This window comes from Rhizomicrobium sp. (assembly GCF_056722145.1).
The window spans coordinates 1-17646 of sequence record NZ_JBWZET010000353.1; the positions used below are offsets into that span (position 1 = coordinate 1).

General features: G+C 64.1%; 19 protein-coding genes and 1 pseudogene. 16 read left to right on the forward strand and 4 right to left on the reverse strand.

Annotation, left to right across the window (positions count from 1 at the left end; genetic code table 11):
• Positions 1–861: aldehyde dehydrogenase family protein (locus tag AC1P6P_RS18615; RefSeq protein ID WP_481403942.1), on the reverse strand; the 861-nt coding region annotated here is incomplete at its 3' end.
• Positions 862–1621: 760 nt separating this feature from the next.
• On the opposite strand from AC1P6P_RS18615, the gene AC1P6P_RS18620 reads away from it, so the two are divergent.
• From AC1P6P_RS18620 to AC1P6P_RS18645, 6 genes are all read left to right on the forward strand, one after another.
• Positions 1622–2377, forward strand: a complete 756-nt coding sequence (locus tag AC1P6P_RS18620) for a hypothetical protein (RefSeq protein WP_481403943.1) — start codon at positions 1622–1624, stop codon at positions 2375–2377.
• A 77-nt stretch (positions 2378–2454) separates the two neighbouring features.
• Positions 2455–4590 (forward strand): exo-alpha-sialidase, encoded by a 2136-nt coding sequence (locus tag AC1P6P_RS18625; RefSeq protein ID WP_481403944.1) that lies wholly within the window; start codon positions 2455–2457, stop codon positions 4588–4590.
• Between the two features lie 92 nt (positions 4591–4682).
• Positions 4683–5087 (forward strand): (deoxy)nucleoside triphosphate pyrophosphohydrolase, encoded by a 405-nt coding sequence (locus AC1P6P_RS18630; RefSeq protein WP_481403945.1) that lies wholly within the window; start codon positions 4683–4685, stop codon positions 5085–5087.
• Positions 5003–5224, forward strand: a complete 222-nt coding sequence (locus AC1P6P_RS18635) for a Flp family type IVb pilin (RefSeq protein ID WP_481403946.1) — start codon at positions 5003–5005, stop codon at positions 5222–5224. The genes AC1P6P_RS18630 and AC1P6P_RS18635 overlap by 85 nt, the downstream gene beginning before the upstream one ends.
• A gap of 146 nt (positions 5225–5370) precedes the next feature.
• Positions 5371–6459, forward strand: a complete 1089-nt coding sequence (locus tag AC1P6P_RS18640) for a RuBisCO large subunit C-terminal-like domain-containing protein (protein WP_481403947.1) — start codon at positions 5371–5373, stop codon at positions 6457–6459.
• A complete protein-coding gene (locus AC1P6P_RS18645) occupies positions 6459–6902 on the forward strand; it encodes a cupin domain-containing protein (protein ID WP_481403948.1) in 444 nt (147 codons plus the stop codon). Before AC1P6P_RS18640 ends, AC1P6P_RS18645 begins: the two co-directional genes overlap by 1 nt.
• A 13-nt stretch (positions 6903–6915) precedes the next feature.
• Here AC1P6P_RS18645 and AC1P6P_RS18650 read toward each other — a convergent pair whose 3' ends face one another.
• Positions 6916–7740 carry a methyltransferase domain-containing protein gene (locus tag AC1P6P_RS18650; RefSeq protein ID WP_481403949.1) on the reverse strand — a complete coding sequence of 275 codons (825 nt, stop codon included), beginning with the start codon at positions 7738–7740 and terminating at the stop codon, positions 6916–6918.
• 17 nt (positions 7741–7757) lie between these two features.
• Between AC1P6P_RS18650 and AC1P6P_RS18655 the strand changes: the two genes are divergently transcribed.
• From AC1P6P_RS18655 to AC1P6P_RS18685, 7 genes are read left to right on the forward strand one after another with little or no spacing between them, the layout of a single operon-like run.
• Positions 7758–8507 (forward strand): double zinc ribbon domain-containing protein, encoded by a 750-nt coding sequence (locus AC1P6P_RS18655; protein WP_481403950.1) that lies wholly within the window; start codon positions 7758–7760, stop codon positions 8505–8507.
• A gap of 23 nt (positions 8508–8530) precedes the next feature.
• Entirely contained in the window at positions 8531–8782 is a 252-nt protein-coding gene (gene grxC / locus AC1P6P_RS18660) for a glutaredoxin 3 (protein ID WP_481403951.1), read from the forward strand.
• A complete protein-coding gene (locus AC1P6P_RS18665) occupies positions 8779–9648 on the forward strand; it encodes a carbon-nitrogen hydrolase family protein (RefSeq protein WP_481403952.1) in 870 nt (289 codons plus the stop codon). Before grxC ends, AC1P6P_RS18665 begins: the two co-directional genes overlap by 4 nt.
• 3 nt (positions 9649–9651) lie before the next feature.
• The gene (locus AC1P6P_RS18670) at positions 9652–9906 is read left to right on the forward strand and encodes a DUF1178 family protein (protein ID WP_481403953.1); all 255 of its coding nucleotides are present in this window, start codon (positions 9652–9654) and stop codon (positions 9904–9906) included.
• A 4-nt stretch (positions 9907–9910) separates the two neighbouring features.
• A complete protein-coding gene (locus tag AC1P6P_RS18675; RefSeq protein WP_481403954.1) occupies positions 9911–10327 on the forward strand; it encodes a DUF1178 family protein in 417 nt (138 codons plus the stop codon).
• A gap of 51 nt (positions 10328–10378) precedes the next feature.
• On the forward strand, positions 10379–10756 hold the full coding sequence (locus AC1P6P_RS18680; RefSeq protein ID WP_481403955.1) for a hypothetical protein: 378 nt from the start codon (positions 10379–10381) through the stop codon (positions 10754–10756).
• Positions 10753–11151 carry a hypothetical protein gene (locus tag AC1P6P_RS18685; protein WP_481403956.1) on the forward strand — a complete coding sequence of 133 codons (399 nt, stop codon included), beginning with the start codon at positions 10753–10755 and terminating at the stop codon, positions 11149–11151. Before AC1P6P_RS18680 ends, AC1P6P_RS18685 begins: the two co-directional genes overlap by 4 nt.
• 50 nt (positions 11152–11201) lie before the next feature.
• Here the strand turns inward: AC1P6P_RS18685 and AC1P6P_RS18690 are convergent, their stop codons facing one another.
• Positions 11202–11945, reverse strand: coding sequence for a hypothetical protein (locus AC1P6P_RS18690; protein WP_481403957.1), 744 nt, complete (start codon positions 11943–11945; stop codon positions 11202–11204).
• 126 nt (positions 11946–12071) lie between these two features.
• Positions 12072–12815: a bifunctional 2-polyprenyl-6-hydroxyphenol methylase/3-demethylubiquinol 3-O-methyltransferase UbiG gene (gene ubiG, locus AC1P6P_RS18695; protein WP_481403958.1), complete on the reverse strand. Its 744-nt coding sequence runs from the start codon at positions 12813–12815 to the stop codon at positions 12072–12074.
• A gap of 112 nt (positions 12816–12927) precedes the next feature.
• Here ubiG and AC1P6P_RS18700 point away from each other — a divergent pair.
• The 3 genes and pseudogenes from AC1P6P_RS18700 to AC1P6P_RS18710 form a co-directional block, all read left to right on the forward strand.
• Positions 12928–14150, forward strand: a pseudogene (locus tag AC1P6P_RS18700) (aspartate kinase).
• Between the two features lie 15 nt (positions 14151–14165).
• Entirely contained in the window at positions 14166–16433 is a 2268-nt protein-coding gene (ptsP, locus tag AC1P6P_RS18705) for a phosphoenolpyruvate--protein phosphotransferase (protein WP_481403959.1), read from the forward strand.
• Positions 16434–16679: 246 nt separating this feature from the next.
• Positions 16680–17646, forward strand: a 967-nt coding sequence (locus tag AC1P6P_RS18710) for a RodZ domain-containing protein (protein ID WP_481403960.1), incomplete at its 3' end; no start/stop codon positions are given.

Sequence of the window (17646 nt, forward strand, 5' to 3'; positions counted from 1 at the left end):
GAACACGGTTTCGCGCACCATGCCGAGCTCGTTGCCGGTCAGGATGTAACCGCCGTGGCTGGAGAAGCGCTCGCGCACCGCATCATAGACGCTGTCGACCACGACCACCGCCTGCTCGGACGCGCAGATCATGCCGTTGTCGAACGTCTTCGACATCAGGATCGACGCGACGGCGCGCTTGATGTCGGCGAATTCGTCGATCACCACCGGCGCGTTGCCGGCGCCGACGCCGATCGCCGGCTTGCCCGACGAATACGCCGCCTTGACCATGCCGGGGCCGCCGGTGGCCAGGATCATGGCGATGCCGGGATGGCGCATCAGGCCGTTCGACAGTTCAATCGACGGCTCGTCGATCCAGCCGACGATGTGCTCGGGCGCGCCCGCGGCCACCGCCGCATCGAGCACCAGCTTCGCCGCCGCGACCGTCGCCTTCTTGGCGCGCGGATGGGGGCTGAAGACGATGCCGTTGCGCGTCTTCAGGCTGATCAGCGCCTTGAAGATCGTTGTCGAAGTCGGATTGGTGGTGGGGACGATACCGCAGATCGTGCCGACGGGTTCGGCGATCGTCATCGTGCCGCCGACATCGTCGTTCTCGAGCACGCCGCAGGTCTGTTCGTCCTTGTACTTGTTGTAGATGTATTCCGACGCGAAGTGGTTCTTTATCACCTTATCTTCCACGACACCCATGCCGGTTTCCTCGGCTGCCATCATGGCAAGCGAGATGCGCGCCTCGGTGGCGGCAAAAGCGGCAGCACGGAAGATGCGATCGACCTTCTCCTGCGAAAAGCTGGCGTACGCGGCTTGCGCTGCATTCACGCGCGCGACCAAAGCGTCCAGTTCGGGCAGGTTTGATACGGACATTTTTCTTCCTCTTTCTCTCTTTCCTTCTGATGCGATGGATATAGGTCGGTGCTGTGCATCTAATTAGGCAAAGAGGTATGGCGTATACGCACATGCGGCAAACTGGCTGTCACACTCGGTAACATCAATACGCAGTGCCACGGAGTTGCCAGATTTCCTTTGCCAACCGTAACGGCAAAATGCGCATTCAAAATCCGCATATGCGAAAGTTTTCGGCATATCGTGAACATCGGCGTTGCTCACCACCGAATTGGCACAAGTCGCCGACGGGGCGCGGCTCGTCTCGAAACATTTGGCAACAGTCGGAGAGAGGAATTCGGCGCCCAGATGTGTCGGGAGCGTCGCGATTTGCCGGACCGATTCTGTCCCGAACCGAAGCACACCGCGGCGGAAAGCACGCCATTTCCGTTCAACGGAATGCCATGACTGAGGTTTAATGTTTCCGCACCGCAGCAAAATGAAATGTGTATTGAGAGGCGCCATATCTGGACATGCGGCCGACAAGGCGTAAGACTCGCGCCACCTTGAGGGCGGGGGTCGAGTTCAATTCTAGGGTTGGACTTCAATCCGGCCGATCAAACCTCAAGCGTATGCGGGGTTGACTTGCTGCAACCCAGGAGCAACCCGGCGACGGCTCGCGGGACTTGGCCTTCCGGCTGAGTCCCGCAAGTATTTTACCCTCCTGCAAATTTGTCCCATGCCGCCTGACTTGGCCGCCCGCGTGTCGTTTGCGACAAGGCCGATCGAACAGGGGATTGGTATGACGGATTTCAGTTCGATCAGGCTTCATGTGGCGACGCCGTGTTATGGCGGCATGGTCACTCAGCGCTACATGCAGTGCACCTGCGATCTGTTGATGAAGGCGGCGGCGCAGGGCCTTGCGGTCCAGCTCGAACTGCTCGGCCGGGAGTCGCTGATTACCCGCGGCCGCAATGCGCTGGTCGCGAAATTCCTCGATGATCCCGCCGCCACCCATTTGATGTTCATCGATTCCGATATCGGCTTCGATCCGCGCCAGGTGATCCGCATGCTGGAATTCGACCGCGACGTGGTTGCCGGCATGTATCCCTTGAAGGACATCACCTGGGACGTTGCCGCCGTGACCCGCCTGCGTGGAGGCGAGACGCTGGAGCACGCCTATCTGAGGTTTGTCGGCGTTCCGTGCGAAGGCCCCGAACAAGAAAACGTCGATGGCTTCGTCACCGGGTCGTATGCCGGTGCGGGGTTCCTGATGATCAAGCGACAGGTGTTCGAACGGCTGCGGGCGAGCTATCCCAACCTGCAATACAAGGCGGCGCATACCGAGGCCGCGCCGAGCCTCAGCGCCAACCAATATGCCTTCTTTGATTGCGTCATCGATGAAGTCTCGGGCGAATATCTCAGCGAGGATTATGCCTTCTGCCAGCGCTGGCGGGCGCTCGGCGGTAAAATCTGGCTCGATACCCAGGGTCGGCTGGCGCATGTCGGCCCCTACGAGTTCGTCGGCACGCCGCGGATGCGCTACCCGGCGCCGTAACGGCTGGGCGGACTTGCCACCTGCCTTTTATATGACAAATCGTGTTACCTGGCACAGAGACCTGTCGGGGGACACCCATGAAACTCCACTTTGGCTTGGCGCTTGCGGCGATGACCTTGCTGGCACCGTCGCTGGCCGAAATCCTGCCGCCGCAGCCGTACGTCTTTGCCAGTGTCCCCTGGGGCGGAGGCGGCTACGTGCCGGGCTTCGCCTATCATCCCAAGGCCCGCGATATCCTCTATGCCCGCACCGATATCGGCGGGCTGTATCGCTACGATTTCGCCGCCCACAAATGGATCGCGTTGACCGACCATATCGGCTGGGACGATTCCGATCTGATGGGCGTGATATCCATTGCCCTCGATCCCAATAATCCCGACCGGATATTCACCGCCAACGGTCTCTATCTTGGCGATTGGGCGCGCAAGGGCGCGATCCTCAGGTCCAACGATCGCGGTCGGACGTGGCAGAAGACCGATCTGCCGATCCGGATCGGCGGCAACGCCGACGGCCGCGGTACCGGCGAGCGCCTGGTGGTCGATCCGGGCGATAGCAACGTGCTCTATTACGGCTCGAACAAGGACGGGCTGTGGCAATCCACTGATGGCGGCAAGAGCTTTGCCAGCATGGCCAGTCCGGCGACATCGATTTCGCTGGTAGCGATCGATCCCAAAACGCGCGACATCTATCTCGGCGACGCGTCCGGCCGGCTGCTCGTCGGCAAGCAAGGCAGTTTCGTGCCGGTAGATGGCACGCCGGCGGTGGTGCCGCAACACGCCGTGTTCGCGGCGGATGGCTCGTTTTATGTCACGTTCGCGGCGGGCAGTTGTTCGCAACCCGTCAATCCGAGTTTTGCCGAGAATGGTGGCGTTTGGAAGCGGGATCCGGCCGGCGTCTGGCACGACATCACGCCGCTGAAGCCGGGCGAGGCGAAGTTCGGCTACTCCGGCATCGATGTCGGTCCCGACGGCACGCTGGTTGTGTCCACCCTCGATCGCTGGTATCCGCACGACGAGATCTACATCAGCCGCGACGGCGGTACGCATTGGGCTACGCTGTCCGACAACTCCCGGCTCGACAGCGCGGCTTATCCCTGGGTGCAGAGCGTCGAAAAGATGGATGGCCGCGTCGGGCACTGGATTTCCGATGTGCGCATCAATCCGTTCAACAAGGACGAAATGATCTACGGCACCGGCGGTGGCGTCTGGACCAGCCGCAATCTGTCGGCGGCGGGGCCGGTCGATATCGTGTTCAATGCCGACAATCTCGAAGAAACCGCCACGCTGGCGCTGGCATCGCCGCCGTCGGGCCCGGCGGTGATGGCGGCGTTCGGGGACGTTTCCGGCGCGGCCTGGATCGATCCGGCCAAATCGCCCACCACCGGCCTGTTCACGCCGGCCAATGAATCGAACCGCAGCATCGATTACGCCGGTTTGAAACCGTCGCTGCTGGTGCGCACTGCCGACCGTTCGCCGACGCACGGTTTCCTCTCCACCGACGCCGGCCTGAGCTGGGCGCCGATCGCGTCGACGCCGTACAAGGAAGCGCACGGCGGCGACTGGCGCGGGCCGGGCAGCATTGCGATCTCGGCGCGGGGCACATCGTTACTATGGGCGCCGGAAAAGGACGCCGCGTATTTCTCCAAGGACAACGGCGCCTCCTGGACGCTCAGCGCCGGTTGGCCGTCGGGGCGCGACGCCGCGCTGGTGCCGGTCGCCGACAAGGCGGTGGACGGCGTGTTCTACGTCTTCGACCGCATGGCCGGCAGCCTGCTGATCAGCGTCGATGGCGGTGCGAGCTTCAAGGCCATCGCCAGCGGATTGCCGCCGGTGCAGGGCTGGGAATGGGCGGAGCTTGCCGTCGTACCCGGCCGGATGCGTGATTTGTGGCTCGCGCTGCCCTATGGGCTGGTGCACAGCCGCGATTCCGCGACGCCGTTCGCCAATCTGAAGGATGTGGAACGGGCCGCGTCGGTCGGCTTCGGAGCGCCCAAGGTGGTGGGCGGTTATCCCGCGATCTATCTCGCCGGCCGGGTCAAGGGCGTCGATGGGCTGTGGCGCTCGGACGATGAGGGCGCGTCATGGACCCGCATCAATGATGACGCCCACGCCTTCGGCCGCGTCATGCAGATCACCGGCGACATGCGGCGCTACGGGGTGGTCTACTTCGCCCCCGGCGGCCGCGGCATCCTCAAGGGCGAGCCGGCGAAATAGGCTTTCGCGATGATTAACGCTACAAGTCGAATTCGAAACGCCGTTTGAACGCCCCTTCAACGGGTGTCTGCGCATAGTGGAGAGGATCGAGGATGTCGGCGAAGATTGTATTGGTGGCAGCCTGCGCCCTGATCGATCCCGATGGGCGGGTGCTGATTGCGCAGCGCCCCGCCGACAAAGCAATGGGTGGGCTGTGGGAGTTTCCGGGTGGCAAGATCGAGCCGGGCGAGCGTCCGGAGGAGGCTCTGATCCGCGAACTTCGCGAGGAGCTGGGGATCGAGGTCAAGGAGGCGTGCCTGGCGCCGTTCACGTTTGCGTCCCACGCCTACGAGGACTTTCATTTGCTCATGCCGCTCTACGTCTGCCGCCGCTGGGAAGGGGTGCCGCAGCCGAACGAGCATCTGGCACTGAAATGGGCGCATCCGAACTATTTGAAGGACTACCCGATGCCCCCGGCCGACGTGCCGCTGGTGCCGATGTTGCGGGACTTGCTGTAGCCTTCGTCGCTGACCCCCACGGTTCCACCGCCATTGAATACGCCCTGGTGGCGACCTGCATCGGCGTCGCCGTCGTCGCCGCCGTGAGCAATGTCGGCCAAGCCGTGCTGGATTTGTTCAACCGGGTACATTTTTAGTTTTCTGCCCCCGCGGGCGCACGATTTTCGACCTCTGCACATAGGCCGCGCGGGGATGTCCCGGCGAAGCCGGGGGAGGGGGCTCGCTCGCCCCAGGGGTACGAAAGGCCTTGCCCTTTGGCCCGCCGCCGTTAAGTTCGGCGCCCATGAGCACGCGCATCAAAACCGTCTATCGCGTCAAGGCGGAAGCCTCGACCATCGAAGCCCGCGCCCGCGGAATTTCCGTCGAGCAGAGTGTGGAAATGCCGCTTGAGCCGATCAACGATCCCTTCGTCATCAACGAGGTGATCGGCCGGGTCGAGGACATCAAGGACGTCGGCCACGGCGAATACGAGGTGCGCATCGCGCTCGCCTCGATCACCACCGGCTACGACGGCGGCCAGCTCATCAACATGATCCTCGGCAACACCTCGCTGCAGGACGGCGTCACGCTGATCGACGCCGAGTTCCCGGCCGACATCGTGGACGCGTTCCGCGGCCCCAACATCGGTGTCGATGGCGTGCGGGGCCGCGTCAATGCCAAGGGTGCGCTGTCGGCCACGGCGCTCAAGCCGCAGGGCACGCCGCCGGCAACGCTGGCGCGGCTCGCCTACGACGTCGCGCTCGGCGGCATCGATTACATCAAGGACGATCACGGCATCGCCGATCAGGCTTATTGCCCGTTCGCGTCGCGCGTGCCGATGATCGCCGAAGCGGTGCACAAGGCCGGCCAGAAAACCGGCATCCCGACGCGCTATCTGCCGAGCCTCAACGGCAATCTCGACAAGATGCGCAGCCAGATCGCGCTGGCGCGATCCGTCGGCCTCGACGGCGTGCTGATTGCCCCCATGCTGTGCGGCTTTGCAACGTTCCAGACACTGAAGCAGGAAAATCCCGACTTCCTGTTCATGACCCATCCGTCGATGGCGGGCGGCCCGATGGCGCCGGAATTCTTCTTCGGCAAGCTGATGCGGCTCTTGGGCTCCGACGCGTCGGTGTTCTGCAATTACGGCGGCCGGTTCGGCTATTCGCCGGAGCTGTGCCGCAGGATTTCCGATCTCTGCGTCGAAGAAACCGCTGGGCTCAAGCCCTGTCTGCCGGTGCCGGCGGGCGGCATGGAATTGAAGCGGGTGCCCGAACTTTTGGAATACTTCGGCCGCGACGTGATGCTGCTCATCGGCGGCAGCCTGTTGTCGGCGAAAGCAAACATCACCAAGGAAACCGAAGCCTTCTGCAACGCCGTGCGGGCGTTCTGATGACCGGACCCGTTCGCCGCTTCGCCGACTACCGTTGGGAAAACACCGATCTCCTTGCCTATAAGGAGGAAGGCGCGGCGCCGTTCAAGGCGATCACCCGCCAGACGCTGTTCCGCCATCCCGAGATGAAAGGCGAGCTGCGCTATTTCGAGATGGCCGCAGGCGGCTATTCGACCCTCGAACGCCACCAGCATGTCCATGCCGTGCTGATCCTGCGCGGGCACGGCCAGTGCATGATCGGCGGCGAAGTCTTTGACATCGCCCAGAACGATCTCGTCACCATCGAGCCGATGACTTGGCACCAGTTCCGCGCCAACGCCGGCGAACCGATGGGCTTCCTCTGCATGGTCAACGTCGAGCGCGACAAACCGCAACTGCCGACCGAAGCCGAACGCGACGCGCTGGCGGAAAATGCCGTGGTGAAGGCGTTTTTCGGGGAGTAGCAAACCGGTTGGGTTACGCCTTCCATTCCTTCACCCCCAGCGCATCGGCGAGGCGCATCTTGGCGCTGCCGGGGCGCAAGGGTTTGGGTTGACTTTCGTGCGGCGCCCAGCCGGTGAGGTAGATGATGTCGAAGGTCGCGCGCAGCCGTCCATCGGCATCGGCGTAGTGCTCGCCATAGTGCGCCAGTGTCGCCGCCAGGGTATCGCGGCGCAAACGCCCGAGCCGGCCGACCAGCGCGTTGGTCTCGCCCATCGCCCGCAGATCGCGCACCAATCCGCCGAAGTCGCGATAGCGCACCGTCGTACGTTCGAGATCGGCGACCGGCATCGCGAAGCCGGCGCGCTGCAACAACCCGCCGAGATCGCGCACATCGGCCATCGGTGCCACGCGCGGAGACACGCCGCCCGTCGTGGCCGCTTCGCCCGCCGCCAGACTGTCGCGCAGTTCGTGCAGCGTGGCGCCGCCGAATACCGCCGCCAGCAACAGCCCGTCCGGCTTCAGAGCGCTGCGGATCTGCACCAGCGCGCCGGGCAGATCGTTGAGCGCCTGCAGCTCCAAAATGCTGACCGCGAGGTCGTAGCCGTCGCCGCCGTCAAGCAGTTCATTGCTGTCGAACGTCTGTACCCGCCATGCGCTAGACGCACCTTGCAGGCTGGCGGCAGCATGCTCATCTAAACAGAGCGCGGTTGCGAAAGCGCGATTGACGGGAGCGAGGCGCTCTCTGACCCCCTCCAGGGCCTCGTTCACCAGAAATCGGTCCCCCCGCAGCCGCGCCGCTCTTTGCTTGTGCATGGCGCGCAAGCCAGCATCGAAAATCCGCGGCGGTCCCTCTATCATTTTGCTAAACTAGCAGAATGACCGGGGGCATCCAGGGCGGATTCGCGCGCGCGGCGAGGGGGATTATCGACCTCGTGTTCCCGCCGTTGTGCATCCTGTGCCGCGAGCCGGTGGCCGATCCCGCCAGCCTGTGCCCGGCGTGCTGGACCGCGCTGCAGTTCATCGACGGCCCGGTCTGCGTCCGCTGCGGCCTGCCGTTCGAGCTTGACGCCGGGCCGGACACGGTCTGCGGCGCCTGTATCGCCAATCCGCCTGATTTCGACATGGCCCGCGCCATCCTGCGCTATGACGACGTCAGCAAGAAGCCGGTGCTGGCGCTCAAGCATGCCGACCGGCTCGATCTCGTTCCCGCCTTCGCCAAATGGCTCGACCGCGCCGGACGGCCGCTGTTCGCCGCCACCGACCTGATCGTGCCGGTGCCGCTGCACGCCTACCGGCTGTGGAAGCGGCGCTACAACCAGTCCGCGGAACTGGCGCGCGCGCTGGCGCGGCGGTCGGGGCTGCCGCTGGCGCCGCTCGTCCTGGAACGCCGCAAGGCCACCCCCAGCCAGGGCACCATGCCGTCGGCCGAGGCGCGCCGGAGCAATGTACGCGGCGCCTTCCGGGTGCCCAAAACGGCCCGGGCCGCCCTGAAGGGCAAGCGCGTGCTCCTGATCGACGATGTCTTGACCACCGGGGCAACCGTCAGCGCCTCGGCGCGCGCCCTCAAACGGGCCGGTGCGGCATCCGTGAATGTCCTGGCACTGGCCCGCGTTGTCCGGGCGTAGAGACATCCTGTATAAGCATCGTCATGGCTATCGTTCGCATTTACACCACGCCGATCTGCCCCTATTGCGCCCGCGCCAAGGCGTTGCTGACGCGCAAAGGAGTCGCCTTCGAAGAGGTTGACGTCTACATGGACGCCGCCGCCCGCAAGGAGATGATGGACCGTTCCGGCCGCCGCACCGTGCCGCAGATTTTCATCGACGACCGCCACATCGGCGGTTGCGACGACCTGCACGCTCTGGAGTCGGACGGCGGCCTCGATCCGCTGCTGAAATGATCCAAGTCGCCTGTGTCCAGATGACGTCCTCCGACGACGTCGCGGAGAATGTGCGTGAGGTGTCGGCGCTGATCCGTGCGGCGCGCAGCTTCGGCGCTTCGTTCATCGCGACGCCCGAAAACACCAATTTGATGGCGGGGAGCAAGGCGTCCAAACTCGAGAAATCCGTCGCCGAAAGCGACGACCCGACCCTGGCGGCTTTGCGCGCCTTGGCTGGGGAGTTGGGAGTCTGGCTGTCGGTCGGCTCACTCGCCATAAAAGTGGACGAGACCAAGACCGCCAATCGCTCGTTCCTGATCGCGCCGAGCGGTGCCATCGCGGCCCGCTACGACAAGATTCACCTCTACGATGTGGATCTGCCGAACGGCGAGCGCTATCGCGAGTCGAACACCGTTGCGGGCGGCGAGGCGGCCGTCACCGCCGATCTGCCATTCGGGCGGGTCGGCCTCACCGTCTGCTACGACGTACGCTTTCCGCATCTCTACCGTGCTCTCGCCAAAGCCGGCGCGATGCTGTTCACCGTACCGGCCGCGTTCACCGCCACCACCGGCCGGGCGCATTGGCAGGTGCTGCTGCGCGCCCGCGCCATCGAGAACGGCGCCTTCGTCGTGGCCGCGGCGCAGTGCGGTGTCCATGCCAACGGCCGGGAGACCTACGGCCACTCGATGATTGTGTCGCCATGGGGCGAAGTCCTGTCCGAGGCGGGCGCCGAACCCGGCCTGATCATCGTTCCGATCGACCCCGAAGCCGCCGCCGCGGCGCGGGCGCAGATTCCCAGCCTTCGCCATGATCGTGCCTTCCGGTTAGGTGATCCTGCGGACCTTGCGGAAGGGTCCGTTTCGGCGGAAACTTCACGAAAGGGTTAGGGCGTGATCGTCTATACGGTAAAATGCGCGAACGGCCACGAGTTCGAGGGCTGGTTCGGTTCGAGTACGTCGTTCGCGGCCGAGGTCGCGGCGGGCGAGTGCCCCTGTCCGACATGCGGCTCGACCGCGATCGAAAAGGCGCCGATGGCTCCGGCTTTGGCCGGCGCCAAGGGTCCATCGGTTCCGGCCGGGTGCCCGATGTCGGGCGGGTCCGAAGCGCCGCCGTGCGCCGGGTCGTGCGGATGTTTTCCGGGATAAGGCCATGATCGCCTACACCCTGCGCTGCGACCACCGTCACGAATTCGAAGCCTGGTTCGCGTCCAGTGCGGCGTTCGACGAGCAGTCGGCGGCGGGGCTGGTGACATGTCCGCAGTGCGCCTCGGTGAAGATCGAGAAGGCGCCGATGGCCCCGGCGCTGAACGGCACCAAAAAAACCGTGCTAGCCGCTGAGGAACGCAAGAAGCTGCGCCAGTTCGCGGCCGGCATGCGCCAGTACGTCAAGAACAACGCTGATTACGTCGGCAAGGCGTTCCCGGAAGAGGCGCGCAAGATCCATTACGGCGAAACCGAAGAGCGCCACATCTACGGCGAGGCCAGTGTCGACGAGGCCAAGGCGCTGATCGAGGAGGGCGTGGAAATTGCCGCCCTGCCGCCGGACCTCGACGAAGAGGCGAATTAACCGCCCGTTTCGTGTTAGGATGCTGCTGACGCTGGCCCGGGGGAATAGCGCATGCGTGTCCGTCAAGCGATTTCAATACTCGCTGTCATCACGCCTGCTTTCGCCGCCGCCGATCCGGTGACCGATGCCGATCTGGTGGCGCGCGCCGCCGCGGTGCTGGCGGTGAAGGACGCGCCCGTCGACCGCATGCTCGGCAGTCACAAGGGCGTGCCGGTGATCGTCGATGTGCGCTGCGGCGATATTTGCCCGCAATATACCGTGCGGATCATCCACTACATCGTCCCACCCGGCCCCGATTGCACCAGGCTCGGCGGCGATACCGCCAATGTTCCGGTGCCGGTCTCGATCGCGATGCGGCCGCAGCCGTTCTGCATTCCGCATGTGCTGTTCGGTAAGAACCTCTACCTCGATCATCCCTACCGCCAATGACCGGCCCGCCAAACCTCACCGGCTGCTGGGAAGGGTTTTACACCTATTCCCAACGCGCCATCGCGGTCGGGTTCGGCGCCACGCTGATCGAGACGCCGGGCTGGCTGACCGGATCGATCCAGGAAATCTGCACCGATGGCCCTGATCGCGGCGCGATGATCTGCGCCACCCTGGAAGGCCATCGCCGCGATCACGCTGTGTCGTTCGAGAAGCGCTATGAAGAGGGCGAACTCTATCAGAATCCGGTGCACTACGATGGCATACTCAACGACGACGCCACCGAGATTGAAGGTGTCTGGCGCATCTTCCCGCACTGGACCGGCCGCTTCCTGATGATCCGCTCCGGCAGCGCGTCGATCGAAGAACGGCGCGAGGCATTCGAAAAGGCGAAGTAAAGAAAACTTGTCACCCCCGGCCGAAAGCCGCGCAGCTGACTTCGCCCCCTTCACACCGTCGACCACTGGGCAATGGTGGTGTTGGTGATCCAGCCGAGCACGGCGCCCGAATTGTCGCCGTTCGAGGTGACGAGGACATCCTGGCAGCGCGCATGTGTGGTGGGGGTCGTGAGCGCTTCCATCTTGGCCTTGGCGTCGGCGAGGGTCGCATCGGGGCCGACCACGGCGTAGAGCACCGCCAGTTCCTTCAGGTCGTCGTCGGAGACGACATCGTGCAGCGTCTTGTCGGCAAGCTTCTCGCCCTTCTCGGTGACCTTGAAGGCAAAGCGATACAGCGCCGTGTCGTGGATCAGGTAGACGATCTGCTTTTGCGCCGAAAAAACGGGCACGCGCGTGATCTTGTCGGTGAATTTGGCGCGCAAATCGGTGAACTTGACGTCGGCATCGGTCTTGCCGGCATCAATGGTCACGCCGGTAATGCTCGCGAACGGCTTCATCGCCTCCTGCACGCTGGTCTTGTGCAGTTTCTGGTCCGCCTTCGACAGCAGGTCCTGGGTGGTCTTGGCGGCGGACTCGAAATTGTCCTTCGAGAAGTAATAGGCCATCACCGTGCCGACCCAGGTGCCGAACAGCGGCAGCAGCGCGCTGAACACCATCGCGCCCTGTTTTGCCTTGTCATCAGGACTCGCAGTCCAGATCACGACAATGGAGATGATCAGAATCCCGATGCCGGAAACGGTGATGACGATGAACGACAGCCACTTCCGGTTTGAGGTTTCGCTGGTATCGCCCATCACATACCCCTCGAGATCGCGCGAGGGAGTATAGCGCCAAGCTCGGAAAGTATGTACTGCCAACGTACATTGCCAGAATCGCAACGCAGTCGCGTTTCCGCTGAGGCACGTCGCAAAAGATGACGGCTATTTGCGCGCCACGACCATATAGTTGACGTCGAGATCGTCGGACAGCCGCCACGACCAGTCGATCGGGCTGAAGCTCATCCCGCGCTTTTCGGTCACGGTGACGCCGGCGTCTTTCAACAGCGCGCACAGCCGGTCGGGTTCGACGAAGCGCGTCCAGTCGTGGGTGCCGGGCGGCAGCCAGCGCAACACGTATTCCACCCCGATCTTGGCCAACGCCAGCGACTTCAATGTCTTGTTCAAGGTGGCGACGAACATCAGCCCGCCGGGCTTCAGCAGCCGGCCGCAGGCGTTCAAATAGCCGGGCAGGTCGGCGACGTGCTCGACCACCTCCATGTTCAGCACGACATCGAATTGCAGCCCGGCCTCGGCCAATGATTCGGCGGTGGTGACCCGGTAATCGATGGCGAGGCCGCCGGCTGCGGCGTGGGTCATGGCGGTCTTGATGTTCTTCTCGGAGGCGTCGGCCCCGACCACGGCAAAGCCTAACCGGGTCATCGGCTCGGACAACAGGCCGCCGCCGCAGCCGATATCGAGCAGCGACAGCCCCTCGAACGGGCGCAATCCGGACCGTCCGAAGTGTTTCGCCGCCGTTTCCCGGAGGAATTGCAGCCGCACCGGGTTGAATTTGTGCAAGGGGGCGAATTTTCCCGCCGGGTCCCACCATTCGGCGGCCATGCGGGAGAACTTTTCGACCTCGGCCGGGTCGATGGAGGGGGCGTTTCCGGCGGCATTTGTGCTCATTGCCGCCTTATATCGCACCTAGGGCGGCTTAGGGAGGGAACGGACGGGTTGAGCAGTGAGAAAGTCGCGGTTATGTATGACGCAACAAACGGTTCGTAACACGGGCAGGGCCATGGCGAAGATTGCGATGAAATTCGGTGGGACCTCGGTCGCCGACCTGGATCGCATCCGCAATGTGGCCCAGCTGGTCAAGAAAGAGGTCGACCGCGGCAACCAGGTGGCGGTGGTGGTGTCGGCGATGGCCGGCGAGACCAACAAGCTGGTCAAGCTGATCAACGAACTCGACCACCATTACGACCCCAAGGAATACGACACCGTCGTCGCCTCGGGCGAGCAGGTGACCAGCGGGCTGCTGGCGATTGCGCTGGGGGCCATCGGGGTCAAGGCGCGCTCGTTCCTCGGCTGGCAGATGCCGATGAAGACCTCCGCCATGCATGCCTCGGCCCGGATTGAAGACGTTCCGCCGGAGAACCTTGTCGCCTGCCTCGAATCCGGCACCGTTGCCGTGATCGCCGGCTTCCAGGGCATTGCCGAGGGCGAGCGGATTTCGACCCTGGGCCGCGGCGGTTCCGATACTTCCGCGGTGGCGGTGGCGGCGGCGATCAAGGCCGATCTTTGCGACATCTACACCGACGTCGACGGCGTCTACACCACCGATCCGCGCATCACCTCGAAGGCGCGCCGGATGGAGAAGATTGCGTTCGAGGAAATGCTCGAAATGGCTTCGCTGGGCGCCAAGGTTCTGCAGACGCGCTCGGTGGAAATCGCTATGCAACACCGCGTGCCCGTCCGGGTTCTGTCGACCTTCGATCCCGACGCGGGCGGCACGCTTCTGTGCGACGAGGAAGACATCGTGGAAAAGAAACCGGTCACCGGCATCGCCTATTCGCGCGACGAAGCGAAAATTTCGCTGATGAAGATTCCGGACCGTCCGGGCATCGCCGCCGCCATTTTCGGGCCGCTGGCTGATGCCGGCATCAATGTCGACATGATCGTGCAGAACGTCTCCGACGACGGCAAGCGCACCGATTTGACCTTCACCTGTCCGCGCACCGAGCTGGCCCGCGCGCTCAAGGCGCTCGAAGAAGCGGCGGTCACCATCGGCTATCGCGAGATCACCTCCGACGCCAACATGGCGAAGATTTCGATCATCGGCATCGGCATGCGCACCCATCCGGGCGTGGCGCAGCTGATGTTCAAGACGCTGTCGGAGAAGGGCATCAACATCACGGTGATTTCCACCTCGGAAATCAGGTGAGCGTGCTGATCCCGGAGGAATACGTCGAGCTGGCCGTGCGCGCGTTGCATTCGGCCTACGAACTGGACGTCGCATGATCGGAGGCGATTGACATGGCACCCGTTGCAGCCGGCGGTCCACGGACGCTGCTGCGGCGGTTGCGCGAGATCATGGCCGAAGCGACGAGTGCGCAGCAGCGCCTCGACAAGCTGGTCACCGTCATCGCGGCCAACATGGTTGCCGAAGTCTGCTCGATTTACCTGAAGCGCGCCGGCAAGGCGCTCGAACTGTTCGCCACCGAAGGCCTCAACCCGACGGCCGTGCACCGCACGCGCATGAAGGCGGGCGAGGGTCTGGTCGGTCTCGTCGCCGAAGCCGGCGAGCCGGTGAACCTGTCGGATGCGCCGAACCATCCCAAGTTCTCCTACCGCCCGGAAACCGGCGAAGACCCGTACCACTCCTTCCTCGGCGTGCCGATCGTGCGCGGCGGCCAGGTGTTCGGCGTGTTGACGGTGCAGAACCGCGCTGCCCGCACCTACGGCGAAGAGGAAGTCGAAGCGCTGCAGACGGTCGCCATGGTGCTGGCCGAGGTGGTGGCGCAGGGCGTCTTGTTCAATGTCGCCGAACTCGACGAGCCCGAATTGTCGCCCGACAAACCGCGCAAATTCATGGGCGAGCCGTTGTCGGAAGGCATCGCCGTCGGTCACGTCGTGCTGCATGAGCCGCGCGTCAAGGTCGAGCGCATGATCGCCGACGATCCGACGGTCGAACTTAGCCGGCTCGAGGAAGCGATCGCCAAGCTGCGCGAATCCGTCGACCGCATGCTGGATTCGAGCGAACTCGACCTCACCGGCGAAAGCCGCGAGGTGATCGAGACCTATCGCCTGTTCGCGCACGATGCCGGCTGGCGCCAGAAGATGCGCGATGCCATCCGCTCGGGCCTGACCGCGGAAGCGGCGGTGGAGCGCTGGCAGGACGAAATGCGCCTGCGGATGTCCAAGATTCCCGATCCGCTGCTGCGCGAGCGGGCGCATGACCTCGACGATCTGGCGCGGCGGCTGTTACGGCACCTCGTCGGCGAGATCGGCCGCCGCGGCCAGGATTTGCCGTTCGACTCCATTCTTGTGGCACGGGCGATGGGGCCGGCCGAGCTGCTCGATTATCGCCGCGACCGCCTGATCGGGCTGGCGCTGGAAGAGGCGGCGACGACGTCGCATGTCGCGATCGTGGCGCGCGCCATGGGTCTGCCGCTGGTCAGCGATTGCAAGGGCCTGACCGACGCCGCCCGCGGCGCCGACATGATGGTGCTCGACGGTGAGACCGGCGAGGTCCATCTGCGGCCGGGCGAAGAGATCGTCCACGCCTTCGTTGCGCGGCGCACGTTGCGGGCGCACCGCGTCGCCCAGTTCGCGACCATTCGCGAGCTGCCGGCCGAGACCAAGGACGGCGTCCGCATCAAGCTGATGATGAATGCCGGCCTGATGCTCGATTTGCCGCATCTGGCGGAATCGGGGGCGGACGGCATCGGCCTGTTCCGGACCGAGATCCAGTTCATGGTCGGCGAGAACATGCCGAAACTGTCGCACCAAGCCGATTTCTACCGCGAGGTGCTCGATACGGCGGGCGACAAGCCGGTGGTGTTCCGCACTCTCGACCTCGGCGGCGACAAGGTGCTGCCGTACGCCCGTTTCGAACGCGAGGAAAATCCGGCGATGGGCTGGCGGGCGATCCGTATCGCGCTCGATCGGCCGGCGCTGCTGCGCTATCAGGTCCGGGCGCTGATTGCCGCGGCGGCGGGGCGGGTCCTCAGAATATTGTTGCCGATGATCAGTTCGGTAGCGGAGTTCAACGCCGCTCGCGCTCTGGTAGATCGCGAAATCGAGCGCGCCCGCCTGTTGGGACAGCGCCAGCCGCGACAGGTCCTGGTCGGCGCGATGTTGGAGGTGCCATCGCTCGCCTTCATGTTGCCGCAGCTCATGCGCAGTGCCGATTTTGTCTCGATCGGCTCCAACGACTTGTTGTCATTCGCTTTTGCGGCCGACCGGACCAACCCACGGGTGTCGCGCCGGTACGATGTCCTCAGCCCGGCAACCCTCACCCTGATCCGGCAGATCGTCCGCAGCGCCAAGGAAACCGGTGGGGAGCTGTCGCTATGCGGCGAGATGGCGGGCCGCCCGCTTGACGCTATGACTTTGATTGGATTGGGAATTCGTAGCCTGTCGATGTCGCCGGGCAACGTCGGGCCGGTCAAGATGATGATCCGCAGCCTCAATTACAGCGAAATCAGCCAGTACGTCGACAAGCTGTGCGGGCGTGCCGACCACTCGCTGCGGGCGCGGCTGATTGGCTTTGCGGCGGAGCGGGGCGTCACGCTGAAATAGGGCCCTGTGGACGAAATGCCCCGGCCGGGTCACAAACTTAGCGCTCGCCATCACGTCGCGAATTCATCAACAAGGTGAGGCAACCTGCTGCAGTGGCAACCCTGTCGCGTTCGACGGTGTACTTGTACTAACCGTAGAAACCTTTATTTCCGTGGCTTGACTGGCCGATATAAGTTACTAATGGAAGCAACGGGATAGTTACTGTTGCGAGCCCCAAGGCGGCGCATCTCAGGTACTTTTCACCACATGACAAAAGTTACGCGGCTTACCCTGGACGACGAAGGCGCTCTTGAGCGTCGCCGCATCCACTTGCGCGAAATCTCCGACGACATGGACGCACCGCTCGATACGGTGGGCCAGGACCTGCGCACGGCACGACTTCGCCGCGGCGATGATCTGGCGGCGGTGTCGCGCGTTCTGAAAATCCGCAAGGATCACCTCGAAGCGCTCGAAGAAGATCGTCCCGATGCGTTGCCGGGGCGGACCTATGCGGTCGGGTTCATTCGTTCGTACGCGGATTATCTTGGCCTTGATGCCGTGCAATGCGTCGAGCGCTACAAGGCCGAAATCGCCGGCCGCGTCGATCCGACCATCCAGCCGATCACCGTGATCGACGAAGACGCCGAGCATCGCATGCCGCATGGCTGGAAGATCATGGCCGTGGCGGTCGTGATCCTGGTCCTGATCGGCGCCTATCAGGTCGCCATTTCGGTCGACCGCATGATGAACGACCGGACGGTCGAACCGGTGCCGACGATGACGCATCGCCCGGTCGCGCACAAACCGGTGGTGAAGCCCGCCGAGACTCCGGCGCCCGCGCCGCAACCTGCCGCTACGGCACCGACTGATCCCAACGCACCGCCGAGCGCGACGCCGGCACAGCCTGGCACGACGCCTGCTGCCGTTCCCGGTCAGCAGGCCGCCGCCGCTCCGGTACAGCCGGTGGTCGCCGCGCCGACGCTGCCGCAAGGGGCGGTTTATGGTGACACCGGCAAGCAGGTGCGCGTGGTCCTCAGGGCGCGCGAAGTCACCCGCATTCTGGTCCAGGGACCCGGCGGTCGCATTATGCAAAACCGCATGTTGAAGCCCGGTGACAGCTATCGCGTGCCGAACATGACCGGCCTCAGCTTAACCACAACGAATGCAGGGGCAGTACAGGTCGAACTCGACGGCGCCGTGGTCGGCGTGGCCGGCCGGACGCAGGAAACCGGGG